General features: G+C 43.4%; 18 protein-coding genes. 4 read left to right on the top strand and 14 right to left on the bottom strand.

The features are described from left to right. Positions 1–71: 71 nt before the first annotated feature. From AB4507_RS05025 to potA, 5 genes are all read right to left on the bottom strand, one after another. Positions 72–1,109: an extracellular solute-binding protein gene (locus AB4507_RS05025; RefSeq protein WP_017059627.1), complete on the bottom strand. Its 1,038-nt coding sequence runs from the start codon at positions 1,107–1,109 to the stop codon at positions 72–74. A 210-nt stretch (positions 1,110–1,319) separates the two neighbouring features. Beyond that, positions 1,320–2,354 carry an extracellular solute-binding protein gene (locus AB4507_RS05020; protein WP_372182326.1) on the bottom strand — a complete coding sequence of 345 codons (1,035 nt, stop codon included), beginning with the start codon at positions 2,352–2,354 and terminating at the stop codon, positions 1,320–1,322. 149 nt (positions 2,355–2,503) lie between these two features. After that, positions 2,504–3,274 carry a spermidine/putrescine ABC transporter permease PotC gene (potC, locus tag AB4507_RS05015; protein WP_017059629.1) on the bottom strand — a complete coding sequence of 257 codons (771 nt, stop codon included), beginning with the start codon at positions 3,272–3,274 and terminating at the stop codon, positions 2,504–2,506. Beyond that, positions 3,274–4,131 (bottom strand): spermidine/putrescine ABC transporter permease PotB, encoded by an 858-nt coding sequence (potB, locus tag AB4507_RS05010; RefSeq protein WP_017059630.1) that lies wholly within the window; start codon positions 4,129–4,131, stop codon positions 3,274–3,276. Before potB ends, potC begins: the two co-directional genes overlap by 1 nt. Further along, positions 4,115–5,230, bottom strand: coding sequence for a spermidine/putrescine ABC transporter ATP-binding protein PotA (potA, locus tag AB4507_RS05005; RefSeq protein WP_017059631.1), 1,116 nt, complete (start codon positions 5,228–5,230; stop codon positions 4,115–4,117). The genes potB and potA overlap by 17 nt, the downstream gene beginning before the upstream one ends. A gap of 329 nt (positions 5,231–5,559) precedes the next feature. Between potA and AB4507_RS05000 the strand changes: the two genes are divergently transcribed. The 4 genes from AB4507_RS05000 to ttcA all read left to right on the top strand — a co-directional run bounded on the left by AB4507_RS05000 (position 5,560) and on the right by ttcA (position 9,216). Further along, the gene (locus AB4507_RS05000; protein WP_017059632.1) at positions 5,560–6,387 is read left to right on the top strand and encodes a hypothetical protein; all 828 of its coding nucleotides are present in this window, start codon (positions 5,560–5,562) and stop codon (positions 6,385–6,387) included. Beyond that, entirely contained in the window at positions 6,380–7,228 is an 849-nt protein-coding gene (locus tag AB4507_RS04995) for a glucosaminidase domain-containing protein (RefSeq protein ID WP_372098691.1), read from the top strand. The genes AB4507_RS05000 and AB4507_RS04995 overlap by 8 nt, the downstream gene beginning before the upstream one ends. 123 nt (positions 7,229–7,351) lie before the next feature. Beyond that, the gene (locus AB4507_RS04990) at positions 7,352–8,002 is read left to right on the top strand and encodes a DUF2987 domain-containing protein (protein ID WP_136974288.1); all 651 of its coding nucleotides are present in this window, start codon (positions 7,352–7,354) and stop codon (positions 8,000–8,002) included. A gap of 320 nt (positions 8,003–8,322) precedes the next feature. After that, a complete protein-coding gene (ttcA, locus tag AB4507_RS04985) occupies positions 8,323–9,216 on the top strand; it encodes a tRNA 2-thiocytidine(32) synthetase TtcA (protein ID WP_017059635.1) in 894 nt (297 codons plus the stop codon). Positions 9,217–9,319: 103 nt separating this feature from the next. Here the strand turns inward: ttcA and uspE are convergent, their stop codons facing one another. The 9 genes from uspE to ccoO form a co-directional block, all read right to left on the bottom strand. Further along, positions 9,320–10,270, bottom strand: coding sequence for a universal stress protein UspE (gene uspE / locus AB4507_RS04980; RefSeq protein ID WP_017066876.1), 951 nt, complete (start codon positions 10,268–10,270; stop codon positions 9,320–9,322). 132 nt (positions 10,271–10,402) lie between these two features. Further along, positions 10,403–11,149 carry an FNR family transcription factor gene (locus AB4507_RS04975; protein WP_017059637.1) on the bottom strand — a complete coding sequence of 249 codons (747 nt, stop codon included), beginning with the start codon at positions 11,147–11,149 and terminating at the stop codon, positions 10,403–10,405. Between the two features lie 86 nt (positions 11,150–11,235). Then, a complete protein-coding gene (locus tag AB4507_RS04970; protein WP_372182325.1) occupies positions 11,236–11,910 on the bottom strand; it encodes a sulfite exporter TauE/SafE family protein in 675 nt (224 codons plus the stop codon). Continuing rightward, the gene (gene ccoS / locus AB4507_RS04965; RefSeq protein WP_017059639.1) at positions 11,900–12,136 is read right to left on the bottom strand and encodes a cbb3-type cytochrome oxidase assembly protein CcoS; all 237 of its coding nucleotides are present in this window, start codon (positions 12,134–12,136) and stop codon (positions 11,900–11,902) included. The genes AB4507_RS04970 and ccoS overlap by 11 nt, the downstream gene beginning before the upstream one ends. Next, positions 12,136–14,508, bottom strand: a complete 2,373-nt coding sequence (locus AB4507_RS04960) for a heavy metal translocating P-type ATPase (RefSeq protein ID WP_372182324.1) — start codon at positions 14,506–14,508, stop codon at positions 12,136–12,138. The genes ccoS and AB4507_RS04960 overlap by 1 nt, the downstream gene beginning before the upstream one ends. A gap of 5 nt (positions 14,509–14,513) precedes the next feature. Then, positions 14,514–14,993, bottom strand: a complete 480-nt coding sequence (locus AB4507_RS04955) for a FixH family protein (RefSeq protein ID WP_017059641.1) — start codon at positions 14,991–14,993, stop codon at positions 14,514–14,516. Positions 14,994–15,101: 108 nt separating this feature from the next. Then, positions 15,102–16,076 (bottom strand): cytochrome-c oxidase, cbb3-type subunit III, encoded by a 975-nt coding sequence (ccoP, locus tag AB4507_RS04950; protein WP_017063857.1) that lies wholly within the window; start codon positions 16,074–16,076, stop codon positions 15,102–15,104. Further along, the gene (locus tag AB4507_RS04945) at positions 16,076–16,249 is read right to left on the bottom strand and encodes a CcoQ/FixQ family Cbb3-type cytochrome c oxidase assembly chaperone (protein WP_004733679.1); all 174 of its coding nucleotides are present in this window, start codon (positions 16,247–16,249) and stop codon (positions 16,076–16,078) included. Before AB4507_RS04945 ends, ccoP begins: the two co-directional genes overlap by 1 nt. Before the next feature lie 9 nt (positions 16,250–16,258). Then, entirely contained in the window at positions 16,259–16,879 is a 621-nt protein-coding gene (gene ccoO / locus AB4507_RS04940; protein ID WP_017059643.1) for a cytochrome-c oxidase, cbb3-type subunit II, read from the bottom strand. Positions 16,880–16,882: the final 3 nt, after the last annotated feature.

The following is a 16,882-nucleotide window of genomic DNA, read 5'->3' as shown; positions in this document are numbered from 1 at the left end:
CAGTTTCTGAATCTGAAAAAATAAAGCGGCTTACGCCGCTTTATTTACTTAACTTCTTAACTAACAATAACTTAGTTGTTTACTTTAAGTTTTTGGAAGTACTCGTCATAAATAACGCTCGCTTCACCAACTTCATCTTGCCACACACCGTTATCCATCACTGATTGTGGTGGGAAAACGTTCTTGTCTTCAGCAAATTCTTTAGGAAGAAGAGGGTAAGCGGTTTTAACTGGTGTCGGGTAACCGATCTCTAGAGCAATTTTCGCAGCGTTCTCTGGGCGAAGAAGGAAGTCGATCATCTTATGAGCCGCTTCAGTGTTCTTAGCGCCTGCTGGAATTGCTAGGCTGTCCATCCAGAAGATAGCGCCTTTTTCTGGCCAGATAATGTCAATCGTTGCGCCTTCTTGGCGTGCCATGTAAGCAGAACCATTCCAAAGCATACCAAGAGACACTTCACCTGCTAGGTAAGGGTTCGCTGGGAAATCTGAGTTAAATACCAATACGTTTGGCATTAGCTTACGAAGTTCTTCGTAGGCTTCTTTGATTTCTTCAGGGTTAGTCGTGTTTGGAGAGTAGCCCAGTTTAGATAGAGCGATATGGAAAACCTCACGAGAGTCATCCATCATCATCAGTTGACCTTCCCACTGCGTATCCCACAGATCGCCCCAGTTTTTAACTGAAGACTTGTCTAGCATGTCTGAGTTGATACCAATACCCGTCGCACCCCAGATGTATGGGATTGAGTAGTTGTTATTTGGGTCAAATGGCTTATCTAAGTAATTTGGATCCAAATCTGCAAAGTGGCTTAACTTGGTTTTATCAAGCTCTTGAAGCATGCCTTCTTTACGCATCTTAGAAACGAAGTAAGTAGAAGGAACCACTAAGTCGTAACCCGTACCTTGAGTTTTTAACTTAGCGTACATGCTTTCGTTAGACTCATAAGTTGAGTAGTAGACTTTAATGCCCGTCTCTTCTGTGAAGTCTTCTAGTACTTCATTTGGAATATATTCAGACCAGTTGTAAAAATACAGTTCTTGGTCAGCTGCGAAAGAGGGTGTAGAAAGTAAAGTAGCAGCACACAATGCGCCGGTATACAGTGTTTTTTTCATTACTGTTCCGTTCATTTGTTTGATTTGGAGCTGGGTAGTGAACCCAAGGTAAAGGATTTCGAAAAATCGCGCTATATTATAGCAGCGATATAATAAAATAGGCAGCCTAAGCTGCCTATTCATTGATATTCTTATTTTTAACTTATTGATTATCTACGTTGACCTGTTAAGTAAACTGGTTACTTAGCCACAGTTAGATAATAAGCTAAATTACTGACCTGCTTTAAGTTTCATGAAGTAATCTTCGTACTTCACTGTCTTATCGCCAACCGCAGCTTGCCATTCAACACGAGCAAGGTCTTCTTGCGATGGGAATAGCGCAGGGCTATCTTTGAACTTCTCGTTAGACGCTTTAACGGCCGTTAGGTAGCCTGTGTCACGAGAAATTTGCTCAGCAATTTCAGGGCGAAGTAGGAAATCAATCATCTTATGAGCTGCTTCTACGTTTACCGCACCAGAGCTAATCGCAAAGTTATCAACCCAACCGATACCGCCTTCTTTAGGGAAAACCAGTTTGATTGGTAGACCTTCGTTTTGCGCTGCAGCAGCAGAACCGTTCCACAGCATACCAAGACCCACTTCACCAGACATGTAAGGCGCGCCTGGGTTGTCTGAGTTAAATACTAGAACGTTTGGCATAAGCTTTTGTAGCTCAGCGTACGCTTCGTCGATCTCTTTTTCGTTGGTTGTGTTACCAGAGTAACCTAACTTACGCAGTGCGATGTGGAACACTTCACGAGTGTCGTCCATCATCATCAGTTGACCTTCAAGCTCTGGCTTCCATAGATCAGCCCAGCTTTGGAAATCTTCTGGATCGTACATGTCAGTGTTAACAGCAAGACCTGTGATCGCAACTACGTGTGGAATAGAGTAGTCGTTGCTTGGGTCGTACGGCTTATCTAGATAGTTAGTATCTAGATTCTTGAAGTTGTTCAGCTTAGTTTTGTCGATCTTTTGTAGCATACCTTCGTCACGCATCTTAGATACGAAGTAAGTCGACGGCACAACTAGGTCATAGCCTTTGTTGTGTGTTTTTAGCTTTGCGTACAGGGTTTCGTTCGACTCGTAAGTCGAGTAGATCACCTTGATACCAGTTTCATCAGTGAACTGTTCTAGAATCTCACTGTTGATGTAAGGTCCCCAATTCATGAATACCAATTCTTTGTTATCTTTTGCAAATGATGGTGCAGATAACATTGAAAGCGCACATGCACTACCAGCTAATAGAGTAGCCCATTTTTTCATTGACGTTAGCTCCAAACTAAACGTTGCCCGAAGGCAGTAGATAGAAAAACAGAATGGCAATTTACCATTCTGTTTATGATTAACACTTTTTTTGAACTTGAAGTCTCTTAACTTCTTAATCAAGCCAGTCTCTATATAGAGTAGGAGACTTACTTGATTTTTTCTCTCGCTAATGACTGAGAAATGATCACCAGTATTAACGACACCACTAACATCACTGTTGCTAGGGCGTTTACCTCAGGAGAGATACCCACTTTAACCATTGAGTAAATCTTCAGTGGTAAGATTTCATACGTTGGGCCGGTTACGAAAGAGCTAATGATTACATCGTCCAAAGACAGAGTGAAGCTCAATAACCAACCCGCAGCAACCGCTGGCTTAGCAAGAGGCAGAATGATCTGTTTTAGAATCGTCCATTCACTTGCACCTAAGTCTTTTGCTGCTTCTAGCATCTTCACATCAAAGCCATTCAAGCGACTGTATACCGTTACTACAACAAACGGTAGACAGAAGGTAATGTGAGCAGCAAGTAGGGTAAAGAACCCAAGTTGAACACCCATTACCAAGAATAGCGCAAGAAGCGAAATCGCCATTACGATATCTGGAGACATCATTACGATGAACAGCATGCCATTTACGATGCCTTTACCTTTAAATTGGTAACGGAATAGGGCTACTGCTGTAAGGCTACCGACAATCGTTGCGGCTGTTGCTGAGAACACCGCTACATTGATCGAGTGCCACGCAGCCTGCATTAGGCTGTCGTTGTTAATAAGCGCGTCATACCATTTAGTCGTGAAGCCACCCCATTTCATACCAAACTTATTGGCATTAAACGAGTTAGCAATCAATACGATAATAGGTAGGTATAGAAAGGCGTATACCAGCGCCATAAAGCTGAACTTAACTGTGCGCCCCATTAGTCTAGCTCCACTTTCTTATTCAATAGCTTACCTGCTCGGTAGTAGGCATACAGCATCACAGCCATTGCCATGGTCAGTGCGATACTCGTCGCTGCACCAAACGGCCAGTCTCGAGCGTTGAGCACTTGGCTCTTAATCACGTTACCAATCAATAGGTTCTTAGCTCCGCCTAATAAGTCAGAGATGTAGAACATACCTAACGCTGGCAGTAGTACTAATAAACAGCCGCCGATAATGCCCGGCATTGTTAGGGGCAGTACAACTTTCAATAGCGTTTGCAGTTTGTTCGCACCTAAATCTTTAGCCGCTTCTAAGTACGTATCGTCCAGTTTTTCAATCGCTGAATACAGCGGCAGAATCATAAACGGAAGTAGGATGTACACTAAACCGATCATTACTGCGGTTTCTGAGTACATGATACGTAGCGGTTTATCAATGATATCGAGCGCTAACAAGCTTTTGTTCAAGACACCTTGCGTACCCAGTACAATTTTCAATCCGTATGTACGAATCAAAGAGTTAGTCCAGAATGGCACTATCACTAGGAACAACATGATTGGACGCCACTTCGCAGGCATTTTTGCCACGATGTAAGCGAACGGGTAACCAATAATCAAACAAAGTAGGGTTGCGACAATTGCCATATAGAAAGAGTGCATCAACACTTTAAAATACAGCGGGTCAGCCAAACGCACGTAGTTATCGAGAGTGAAGGTCATCTCGATCAAGTTCGCTTCATCACGAGTTAAGAAGCTAGTACCGATAATCATGATGTTTGGAATCATCACGAACAGCACTAACCAACCTGTGATTAAAGCAACAATTGCGTTTTGTAAATTAAACTTCTTGCTCATCTTCTAATACCACTTCCCAGCTCTCAACCCAAGTTACTGCAACTTTTTGGCCCAGTGAGTGATCAACATCAGGGTCATCTTCGTTGAAGAATTCGCTAACCATGACACGCATACCAGATTCAAGTTCTACGACTGAATCTAATGTCATGCCTTTATAGGTTCGCTCGACAATATGGCCAACAATACCGCGTTGCTCAGACTCTTTAATTTCTTCGATACGAAGATCTTCAGGGCGAAGCAATACTTGCAGTTTTTGACCCGGTGTGACGTCTTTATCGTGATAGATAATGGACTCTTCACCTTCGATTGTCGCAACAATGCGTTTTTCATCTTGACGAGATTTCGCTGTCGCTTCGAATACGTTAATTTCACCAATGAAACGCGCTACAAATAGGTTCTTAGGCTCTTCGTAGATCTCTCTTGGTGTTCCGTCTTGTTCAATCACGCCATCACGCATAACAATAATACGGTCAGACATAGACAGCGCCTCTTCTTGGTCATGCGTTACAAAAATGAACGTGATACCAAGTTGGCGTTGTAATTGTTTCAGCTCGATTTGCATCTGTTTACGTAGTTTGTAATCCAGAGCAGATAGAGATTCATCCAACAAAAGAACTTTAGGCTTATTAACGACAGCACGAGCGATTGCGATACGTTGCTGTTGGCCACCAGATAGCTGGTGTGGCTTTCGTTGTGCCATTTGTTCTAGGCGCACCATTTTCAAAGCATCCATTACACGAGGTTCAATCTCGCTGTTTGGAACTTTCTGCATGCGTAAGCCAAATGCCACATTGTCGAAAACGGTCATATGCGGGAATAGGGCATAGCTTTGGAATACAGTGTTTACATGCCTTTGTTCAGCAGGAACTTGGGTTACGTTTTGTTCAGCTAATAGTATTTGACCACTATCTGCCGTTTCAAAACCCGCAATCATTCTTAGCACGGTTGTTTTACCACAACCTGATGGGCCTAAAATCGTGAGAAACTCACCATGATTTACGTTTAAATCCAGATTGCCGATGACTTCCTTACCATCGAAACTTTTACTGATGCCAGTTAGCTGTACTACTGGCTTTCCTACTGATTTTTTAGCGTTCAACGTCTGTTTTTCTCCACCTTGGTTCTATTTGAGACCTGTTGCTATACACCTTTAAGGCGCGCATCATAATCACCAAAAACGTGAATTCAAAGCATTTTTTACCTTTCGAAGATAAAAAATTTCGCAGGTAAAAGTAAACATCCTTTACCATACTGTTATTTACTGGGTTTACACCCTAACAAGTGTCTAATTATTAACCATCAAGACGCAAAAGCAAGCCTTGTTACAGATTCATATTTTAGTTTGTATCCGACATATGAGTATAATGAAGGTAATTTTTTATCAATAAGTTAGGTGGCTTCGCTTAATCGGCACACCTAGGTATCAATATGAACAACGACATCGAAAAAGATTTTAATTTGGGCGGTAGTATCAACCGTGCACTTTCTGGCGATTATGAGCTCAAAGCAACGGCTGTATTCCAAGAAGCTTGGAAACATACGATAAGTCACTTTCTTTCGTTTTCCCCAGCGATTATTGCTTTGATGTTTGTGCAACTCGCTATCTTTTATATCGCACTAAAACTACAGCTTGGTGATCCCGCGGTTATCTTAGATGCAGTTATCGACCCAGAGTCGTTTACGCCACAAATCGTTGAATCGATTTTTATCGCGAACTTTAGCTATGAAGTGATCAGTGCGCCTATCTATGCGGGTATCTGTTTAATGGCAATGAGTCACGCCGCTGGCCTACAAACCAAAGTACGCCACATCGGTAAAGGTTTGCAGTTTACGGTTCCGGTTATTCTAGTGACTTTGTTTAGCCTAATGCTTCAAGGCATCGCAGGTATGATTCTGCCGTTCTTGTCTATCTACTTCTCACTGGCGTTCAGCCATTCGATTCTGCTGATTTGTGATAAGAAAGTGCCGCCAATGCAATCGCTGCTGCTTTCTCTGCGTGCTGTCAACAAAAAAATCTTCACCGTTGCTTCTATCTACCTATTAGTAATGCTGATGTTCATCGTCGCGGCAATGATGTACGGCATTGGCCTTATCTTCGTTTTACCTTTCTTCTTCCACGTGAAAGGGATTCTTTACCGTGAAATGTTTGGCATCAAGTTGAAACTGATTGCTTCAGATCGTCCAAAGAGCGATGACGATAACAACGATAGCAATAACGACGACAATAACAAAAACCCACAGGTGTTCGATGCATAAAGACACACAGGCAAGCACAAGCAAATCACTTGCGCTTAAAGTGACGGCACTGGCTCTTGTTGGCTCTATTTCAATGATTGGTCCTTATATTTACCAAGAAGAAGAACGTCGACGAACGACAGAGCAGAGCTCCAACTCAACTGACCAGTTTGGTGACTTGACGGTTTCTTCGAGCACACCGAACTTTGCGGCCATCGAAGATGTGAATGAGAAAAAGGACACGTTCTTTTCGTTCCTACGTCCAAGTATCAATATCGAAAACAAACGTATCACCAAAGAACGCGCGTTTTTAACTAAGCTCTCTGAGTCCGGTTTAAGCAGTATTGATTCTGAAGACGCGTCTTATGCGAAAAGGTTAGGGAAGTTATACAGCTTGCCTGTACCTAGTGAAGGTTTAGATCAAGTATGGCTGACAGAGATGCTTAACCGCGTGAATGTGCTGCCAGAGGCACTTGTACTGACACAAGCTGCGAATGAGTCGGCTTGGGGAACATCGCGTTTCGCCACCAAAGCGAACAACTATTTTGGACATTGGTGTTATACCAAAGGTTGTGGCCTTGTTCCGCTACAACGTAACGAAGGTAGCTCGCATGAAGTCGCCACATTCTCTTCAAGCCAAGAATCCGTACATCGTTACTTCATGAACCTTAATCGTAATCGTGCTTACGCCGATCTAAGAGCGATTCGTGCAAAACTTGCTGCCCAAGGTGATGATCTTTTAACAACCGCAACGGCGACAGAGCTCACCAATGGCTTGTTAAAATATTCTGAGCGAGGTTCCGACTATGTGACTGATTTACAAGCTATGATCCGTCACAACGAGGTATACTGGAAAAAGTAACTCATTTTGATACCAACTTGGTTGCCTTCGATAGTCGGCTTATACCAAGTAATATCACAAAAAGAGCAGCTCATTGGCTGCTCTTTCTATTTATAAACGCTCAACTTCGACAAGATTATAATAATGAAAAAGACAGCACTCGCTTTATTAGCCTCATTAAGCCTTGGGGTTTCTCTTCCTGCTACAGCGCAAGAATACATGTTCACGTATTCTAAGCTTTATACTCAGCTGAAAAACAACACCAAAGAAGGGCATGATGATGTCAAAGTTGCGGTCTTCTTTGTTGATCAACAAGCTCAGCAAACCTGTCACATCAGCAAAGCTTGGATGGAAAAAGAAGAGCACTACGAAGAGCTAAAAGTCTCTCCAGCCAATGAACTGCTTCTACCGGTAGATCAAAACCTTCGTTCAGCAAACCCTCTTATCTTTGTACAAACTCAAGAACAAGAATGTGCGTATTCTTTGGTCGTGATGACTCAAGAGCCTTTAGTTGGAACTGTTGAAGTTACACAGATAGAAAATCTATTGCCACAGATGCAGGCGATGCTTGAAGACGTCAGCGGCATGTTCTCTGGTTGGTTCACGCCAGATATCCAAGGGTTAACGCTAGAGTTCGCTAATAAGCTGGAAGGCAACATCGAGCTTTCAAATGGTAAGCAACTACCAATCAAAGAAGGGCGAGCGAAATTCACCTTAGAAGAACTTCATGGAAGTGACAGCATCACGTTACCAGAACCAACAGTTCGCGTATTACCGTACATTCCCGCGCAATAGTTTTTAACGGAATCATTGTTAGTGAAGTAAAAGCTTAGCGGAATCATTCCCCTAAGCTTTTACGACATATCTTAAAGCAGCCTCATCGAATTAGATCAGGCTGCTTTTCTTTATCTGCGATACCAACCGAGAGCATGTGAAACCGCGTTTCTCTACCAGCTAGGGAGCTTATCGAACAATAAAAGCAGAATCTTTCTATTACTCAGCTTGTTTATCCTGCCGTTACTATTTCAACATTAAATAAAAATCCGTATAATCCACGCCCTAAAACAGTCCCACTAGCAATCTACAGTCGGTAATACGACGGTGTGAGAGTCGCAATGAACCAAAACGATAATAGAAAAGAAACACTTGAATTCAACAAACTTCAGAAACGTCTGAGAAGAAATGTTGGAAATGCCATCATCGACTACAACATGATCGAAGAGAATGACGTAGTAATGGCATGTATTAGTGGCGGTAAAGATTCATTTGCGATGTTAGATATTTTGCTACGTTTACGTGAAGCAGCACCGATCAAATTTGATGTTGTGGCAGTAAACCTAGATCAAAAACAACCTGGGTTCCCTGAACACATTCTTCCTGAGTACTTTGAAACGCTGAACATTCCTTACTACATCGTAGATAAAGACACGTATTCAGTGGTTAAAGAGAAAGTGCCAGAAGGTAAAACAACGTGTGGCCTATGTTCTCGTCTTCGTCGTGGTACTTTGTACTCATTCGCAGAGAAGATTGGTGCAACTAAGATCGCTCTGGGTCACCACCTAGACGACATCGTTGAGACCATGTTCCTAAACATGTTCCACGGTGCGCGCTTAAAGGCTATGCCACCAAAGCTTCGTTCAGATGATGGTCGTAACGTTGTTATTCGTCCACTGACTTACTGTCGTGAAACGGACCTAATCAAATACGCAGAACATAAAGAGTTCCCAATCATTCCTTGTAACCTATGTGGCTCTCAAGAGAATCTACAGCGTCAGAACATTAAAGCGATGCTAATTGATTGGGATAAGAAAACGCCAGGTCGTGTTGAGAAGATCTTCAAGTCAATCCAGAACGTAAGTCCAAGCCAACTGGCTGACCGCGAGCTGTTTGACTTCGTGAACCTTCCACTGGACCGTAGTGAAGACCGCAAAGCATACGAATTCGAAGAAGCTGAAATTTCATCTTCTAACATCGATGAGTCAATGTTCATCGACGTAACGAACGTATAATAAGAATAATCGTTGTAGAGCAATAGATGCGCCTACAACAGACAAACAAAAACGCCTCAAGCAATGCTTGAGGCGTTTTTTTATAAGTTAAACTATCCCTGACCTAACCTTTCGAAAGGTTAGGGTCTAGTGGGCTGACGTAACCAGACGGTTTAAGAGCCAACACATCACAGTTAATCTTATCGATAACATGTTCCGCGGTATTACCAATAAACACGGCAGACAAGCCAGTACGACCCGTTGTACCCAGAATCACCATCGCAGCGTTATTTTCAGAAGCGACGCGAGGAATAACATCTTCTGGCAAGCCTTGTTCAACCACAGTTTGTTCTTCACACATACCGTGCTTCTGGCGCAATGCTTTCATTGCCGTTAAGTGATGGCCACGAACCGCATCGGTATAAGACGTTGGATCAAACTCTGGCAGTTCAATGGTAATATTCGCAGGTGTCACAGGGTAGGCATTCACCAAGAACGGTTCCGCATCCAAACGACCGGTGATCTCTAGCAATCTGTCGACCATCGTATCGTTAAGCTCTAAATGAGCTTCTGTTTCAGAACCTACATGAACTGAAGCAAAAATCTTCGCGTGATCTGGCCAGAAATCGTTTTTAACCAATAGCACTGGGCTAGGGCACTTTCTCAATAAATGCCAATCGGTTGGAGTAAAGATGACAGATTCCAAGGTATCGTGCTTACGCGTGCCTTTGATTAAGATGTCGTGCTCACCACTGTAAACCTCGGCAATGATCGCTTCGTATGGGCGGTTGTGCCAAACCACTTGTACATTAAATTCAATAGAATCATCTAGGTAAGGTTCTGCGACTTTATTCATCCAAATTTCGCGTTGATGAATTACGCCTTTGCGCATTGCGTCTCTTTCATCGATAGAGAGCATAGATGTCATTTCATACGAGAAGTCGTATATCGACAAAAAGAAAGTGATGTGGCTTGTTGAGGTGCTTTTCTTAGCAAGTTGGATAGCACGAAATAGAGCAGGCTGCTCATCGTGATTAATGTCTGCGACAACTAAAATTTTGTTATAGATACTCATAACTAAGCCTACTTTTCAGACCGAACATATAAATAATGTAGCGTAGTTATGGAGAGATTAAGAGAAATATAAGAGGTTTTAAGAGAGAAACATGATGTAGCTCATTATTGAACTACATCATTGATATCTAGACTATTCTTTTGAAACGCCAGCAAGTTCCATCAACGCATCGTGATCTTCGATAGTGATATATTTGCCTTTAACGCTCAAGATGTCTGCTTTTTGGAAACGACCTAGAAGACGGCTGATTGTTTCAACAGTCAAACCAAGGTAGTTACCAATATCACCACGAGTCATCGTTAGGCGGAACTCACGCGGGCTGAAGCCACGTTGAGAGAAGCGAGTAGAAAGGTTGTAAAGGAATGCAGCAAGGCGCTCTTCCGCGTTCTTCTTAGAAAGAAGCAGAATCATTTCTTGGTCACCTTTAATCTCGTTACTCATCAGGCGCATAATTTGCTGACGCAATTTAGGCATTTTTCCTGATAGGTCATCAAGAATCTCATATGGGATTTCACATACCATAGAAGTTTCTAGCGCTTGTGCGAAACTAGGGTGTTGGTCACCAGTAATCGCATCGAAGCCAACAAGATCGCCCGCTAGGTGGAATGCAGTAATCTGCTCATCACCTTGCTCGGTAATCGTGTAGCTCTTGATCGTTCCAGAGCGAATAGCATATAGAGATTTAAGCTCGTCACCGGCTTTAAATAACTCTTGGCCTTTTTGAATAGGCTTTTTTCTCTCAATGATCTGATCAAGTTGATCGAGTTCAGATTCATTCAAAGTAAACGGAATACAGAGCTGGCTAATACTACAATCCTGGCAATGGATCGCACAGCCACCAGACTGAACACGTTTCGTCACAGGCTTTTCAGAAATCATAACAATCTTTCACTATTTGATATACGTCAATATTTTAGCATTCCTTTATCCAGTTGGGTAGTAAAAAAACCGGATTTAAAGAATGGCTATACGGTATAAATAATGTGCTGTAGTGCCATATAACCGGTATAGAAACCGTAAATGAGGATTAAAATTGCGCCTAGTTGGCGAAATAAGTAAGCTTGTTGCAGTTTTTTGAGGAAATTAGCGCCCATGCCTACTGTGAGCATTGCTGGAAGCGTACCTAAACCGAAAGCAAGCATGATACCGGCACCGTTGTACCAACTTCCTGATACGGCCGCCCACGTAAGCATTGAGTAAACTAAGCCACATGGTAGCCAACCCCAAATAAAGCCAAACGGCAAAGCATGGCTAGAGTGCTTCAAGGGTAGAAATGATTTACCTAAAGGAGAGATATAGCGCCATAGTTTCTGCCCGACTTTTTCAAAGAACAACAAGCCGAACCACCATTTACCGATATACAAACCTAAGACGATCATAAAGCCAGCTGCAAATAATCGCAGCCAACCTAGCAGAGCGTTAAAATCGCTTAGCTGACCTATCGAAGAGATTGCACCGCCAATCACACCACCAATCACGGCATAACTTAGCAAGCGCCCTAGGTTATAAAGTAGGGGAATAACAGGGGAAGGTTTACTGTTGCCAATCGAAAGAAGCGACGCAATACCACCACACATTCCCATGCAATGGCCTGCGCCGATCAATCCAACAACAAAGGCTCCGATCCAATCAGGCGTCATCGTTCTTTTTGTCTACGTTAGTTTGGCTTTCGCTGTTAGCTTTCTCATTCTTGACAGGTTTACTATCAGAATGGTTGTGAGCCTTTTCGTCTTCATCAAACAGTATATTGTGACCTTGACGTTCTAGGTCTTCAAACTGTTCGCTCTTCACCGCCCATAGAAAAATACCAACAGCGATGCACACCAGTACAATCGCAATGGGGATCAGGATGTATAAACTTTCCATTATTTACCTTGCTCTTTTAAAAGCCTTAACGAGTTAGACACAACAATAATAGAGCTGGCAGACATGCCCACAACGGCAATGTATGGAGCAACCAAACCCGCGACAGCCAATGGAAGGATAAGTAAGTTATATCCTAATGACCAAGCTAGGTTTTCACGAATTATCTTACGTGTTTTTAACGCCAAAGTACGCGACTTAAGTAATCTATCGAGCTTATCACCCAGTAACACCATATCCGCAGAAGCTTTCGCCACGTCTGTACCGCCGCCCATAGCGACAGAAAGGTGGGCACCTGCAAGAATAGGGGCATCGTTAATGCCATCGCCAACCATCATGGTAATGTCACTTGCATCTCGAGAGTTCAGGTAAGCAAGTTTATCTTCAGGTTTCGCGTTAGCAACAATATCAGTAATACCAATCTCTTCAGCAACAGGCTTCGCGTTAATCAAAGAATCGCCAGTAAGCAGAGTTGTTTTGATGCCCGCTTCTTTAAATTGCTTAATAAACTCGATGCTTTCTTTACGGATTGGATCTTCATAAGTAAATGTAGCGATATGACGACCCGCCATCGACAAGTAAATGCCGTTGCTTTCCGATGGTTGAGCTTCACCTAGAATGAATTCACTACTACCAATCGCAACTTCTTGGCCATCCCACTCACCAGTGATACCTGAACCAATCACGTTATTAACTGACTCTACTTCGATCTCATCAGAAAGATGAGTCTTGAACGCTTTAGCGATAGGGTGGTTAGCGTGTTGTTCCAGGCTCGCCGCTACTTTGAGACAAGTGTCTTTATCAAGTTCAGCGAAGGTTTCAACTTGGCTGATACGAATATCACCCTCAGTCAATGTACCTGTTTTATCGATGATCAAGTGATTTACTTTGCACAAGGTTTCGAATACGTGGCCTTTGCGCAGCAAAATACCGAAGTTACCCATGCGAGACGTTGAGCAAGTAATCGCCGTCGGTGTTGCAAGTGACAGAGCACAAGGGCACGTTGCGACCAATACCGAAAGCATGATCCAGAAAGCGTCTTCTGGTCGTGTTTGGTGCCAGTAAAACCAAGTACCGAATGAGATGATTAAGATCACCGCAACAAAGTATCGAGCCACAACATCAGCAATTTCTGCAATGCGGGGTTTAGACAATTGCGCTTCGTCTTGCAGGCGAACGATATTGGAAATAACCGAATCCGCTTTTGACGTCATTACTTCCAATTCAAATGATTCATCACCATTCAATGTACCAGCAAAGACGGTATCGCCTTCGTTTTTGACCACATGGATAGATTCGCCAGTCAGCATCGATTCATCGATATGAACTCTGCCAGACAATACTTTGCCATCGGCAGGAATGTGCTCACCCGGTAGAACGCGAATTTGGTCGCCAACTTTTAAGGTTTTGACTGGAACTTGTTCGCCATCTAACGTTGTTGCCATAGCAGGAACGAGCTTAAGCAGGTTACCACTAGCAGCGGCGGCTTTACGACGAGCGCGCATTTCAAGGAAACGACCAAGCAGTAGGAAGAAGGTAAACATCGAGATAGATTCGAAGAATACTTCACCTTTCTCTGTCACCGTTGCGACCAAACTTGCAACGTAGGCAAACAAAAGAGCGATCGACACAGGTACATCCATACCCAATGTTCGACCTTTGAGGCTACGCCACGCGTTGATATAGAAAGGCAATGCAGAGTAGAGCAGAACCGGTGTTGCAAAGATTAAGCTCACCCAACGGAAGTAGCTTTTGAATTCGGGCTCAAGGTTACCAAAGACTTCAAGATAAAGCGCAACAGCCAGCATCATGACCTGCATGGTTGCTAAACCAGCAATGCCAAGACGATAGAGATAATTCTTCATCGATCGATGATAGGCGGCTTCTTGTTGATCAGCCTCAAAAGGTGCGGCTTTGTAGCCTAAGGTATGGATTGCAGACAACAGCTCGCTCAGTTTCGTCTGAGTGTTGTCCCAACTGAGCAGGGCGCGGTTAGTCGTGGTATTAACACGAATACTAACAACCCCTAACTCTGAAGAGACTTGCTTTTCAATAAGCCAAGCACAAGCAGCACAAGAGACACCTTCTAGTGACAATGTCACTTCAGAGGTGTTTTCAGAGTTACGGACGAACTCCAATTGAACATCTTCGTTGTCGTAATGACTGAGTGCCAGAAGTTGCTCTGGCACGAGATCCGCTTTTTCAGCTGGAGCGGTACGATATTGGTAGTAAGAGACCAGACCGCTATCAACGATTGTCTGGGCTACGGTTTCGCAACCCGGACAACACATAGGTCGCACCGATCCTAAGATTTCTACTTTAAAATCCGTTTCCGCTGGTACATCTTCACCGCAGTGATAACAGGATTCACACATAAGATTTAGTTCGTTAGTTGAGTAGGAGTATCAATAGGGAAGTTCATGCGACCTTGCACTAACCATTCAGAATCATGCGGAGAAAGCTCGATAAACCATGGACCTTGCATTTCATGATCCAGAGTCAACGTGTAGTTGCCTCTCGCATCAGCGGTCAGTAGCTGAGTAAAATCACGGTCAGGCAGCGTTCGGTGCACGAACATTGCGCTAATAGCAGGGAAGTGGTCTAGTTTGCCTTTGTCGAGAGTAATGATAACTGAGTTACCTTTCTCGCTAACTGAAGCTGATAAGCCAAGCTCTTTAGCAACATTTACTTTCGAAATGTCGACATTAATACCTTTACCTTTTTTATAGTAATCTTCAGTGACAACGTTAACTGAATGGTTGGTAAGTATCGCGACTCGAACCAATGTTAGCATAGAAACGCCAACGGTTAGGAAGATCAAAAACCACGGCCAAAACTGCTTATACCAAGGTTGTTCCATATTATTATTCTCAATATATACAATGAAATAAAACTAATTTTTACAAACACTTAAGGTTATAACTGTAAAAGAAAGACAGCCCCTTAAGAAGGGGCTGTTATTATTATGTTACTCTTTATCTGAGTTGCTGAGGCTCCAGACGTAGGCAGAGACGAGCTGAACCTTATCCTCACCGAGGATGTCCTTCCAAGCCGGCATTACACCAGAACGTCCGTACATGACTGTTTCCGTCACATCAGCGCGAGAATCGCCAAATAGCCAGTCGCGGTCAGTCAAGTCAGGTGCGCCAACAGCAGGGTTACCCTTACCATCAGTACCGTGACAGGCTGCACACACTACAAAGCGCGCTTTACCAGCCTCTGCTTCACGTGCGTTTACGCTACGACCAGAAAGGCTAAGCGTGTAGCTAACTACTTCTTTTACGCCTTCTTCGCCAAGAGCGTCTTTCCAACCTGGCATTTGACCGACACGACCATGCATGATGGTAGTAACGATAGCTTGTGGTTCACCACCATATAGCCATGCGTCATCAGTTAGGTTCGGGAAACCTTTCTGACCACGTGCATCAGAGCCGTGACACTGAGAACAGTTTTGTAGGAACAAACGTTGGCCCACTTTGATTGCATCGGCATCTGATGCAATGTCAGGGACAGAACGTAGACCGTTTTCGTCGTGAGCTAGCTTTCTGAAAGCTTCACCAAAGTAGGTGTCAGCATCATCAAGTTCTTTCGCGTATGCGTCTAACTGTTTGTTTGCTTGCGCAGCAGCGATTGCAGAGCGAGACTCTTCTACGCTACGAACTGTTTGGTTTGAACTCGTCCAACCTAGTAGACCTTTAAAGTTGCCAAGGCCTGGGTATAGAGCTAGATAAACAGCTGCAAACACAATTGTGCTAACGAAAAGGTATGTCCACCATTTAGGTAGCGGGTTATTAAGCTCACGAATACCATCGTATTCATGGCCCATATCCTGACCTTCTTCTACACCTGTTTTATCGTTGGAACACCAACGAAGTAAGGCTGCACAGCCAATCAATGTACCGATTGTGATTACTGTTACCCAAATACTCCAGAATGTACTCATTACTTCGTCACTCCTTGATTTTTATCTTTCGCAGGTGCTTCATCAGCGAACACTAGGTTTGCATCTTCGTCGAAGCGCGACTTACGATTTTTACCGAAAGCCCACCAAACGATGCCGATGAAACAAGCAAAAACAGTAACAGTCCAAACACTTTGAAATGTAATAATGTCCATAATTATTCCTTATTTCATTGCGTGGCCAAGCGATTGAAGGTAAGCGATGATTGCATCCATCTCTGTTTTTCCTTCAACATCTTGTTTAGCGTTAGCAATTTGTTCGTCTGTGTAAGGAACACCAAATTGATTACGGAAGATTTCAAGCTTCTGTTTAGTCAATTTGCCATCAAGTACATTCTCAGCAAGCCATGGGAAACCAGGCATGTTTGATTCAGGAACAAGTTCGCGAGGGTCGATAAGGTGAACGCGGTGCCACTCATCAGAGTAACGATCACCAACACGCGCTAAATCAGGACCAGTACGCTTAGAACCCCATAGGAATGGGTGTTCCCAAACGCTTTCGCCAGCTACAGAGTAGTGACCGTAACGTTCAGTTTCAGAGCGGAAAGGACGAATCATTTGGCTGTGACATACGTTACAACCTTCGCGAATGTAGATATCACGACCTTCCATTTCCAGAGCAGAGTAAACACGTAGATTTTCTACAGGTTCAGTAGTCTGCTTTTGGAAAATAAGTGGGGTAATTTCTACTAAAGCACCAAAACTGATAGCAATAACGATAAGAATCGCTAGTAGGCCAACATTCTTCTCTACCAACTCATGGCGATTATTTGAATTTGAGCTCATTCT

This window comes from Vibrio sp. 10N.222.54.A3 (assembly GCF_041474095.1).
In the GTDB taxonomy this organism is placed as follows: Bacteria; Pseudomonadota; Gammaproteobacteria; order Enterobacterales; family Vibrionaceae; genus Vibrio; species Vibrio crassostreae_C.
This window is presented reverse-complemented; position numbering and strand designations above follow the sequence as displayed.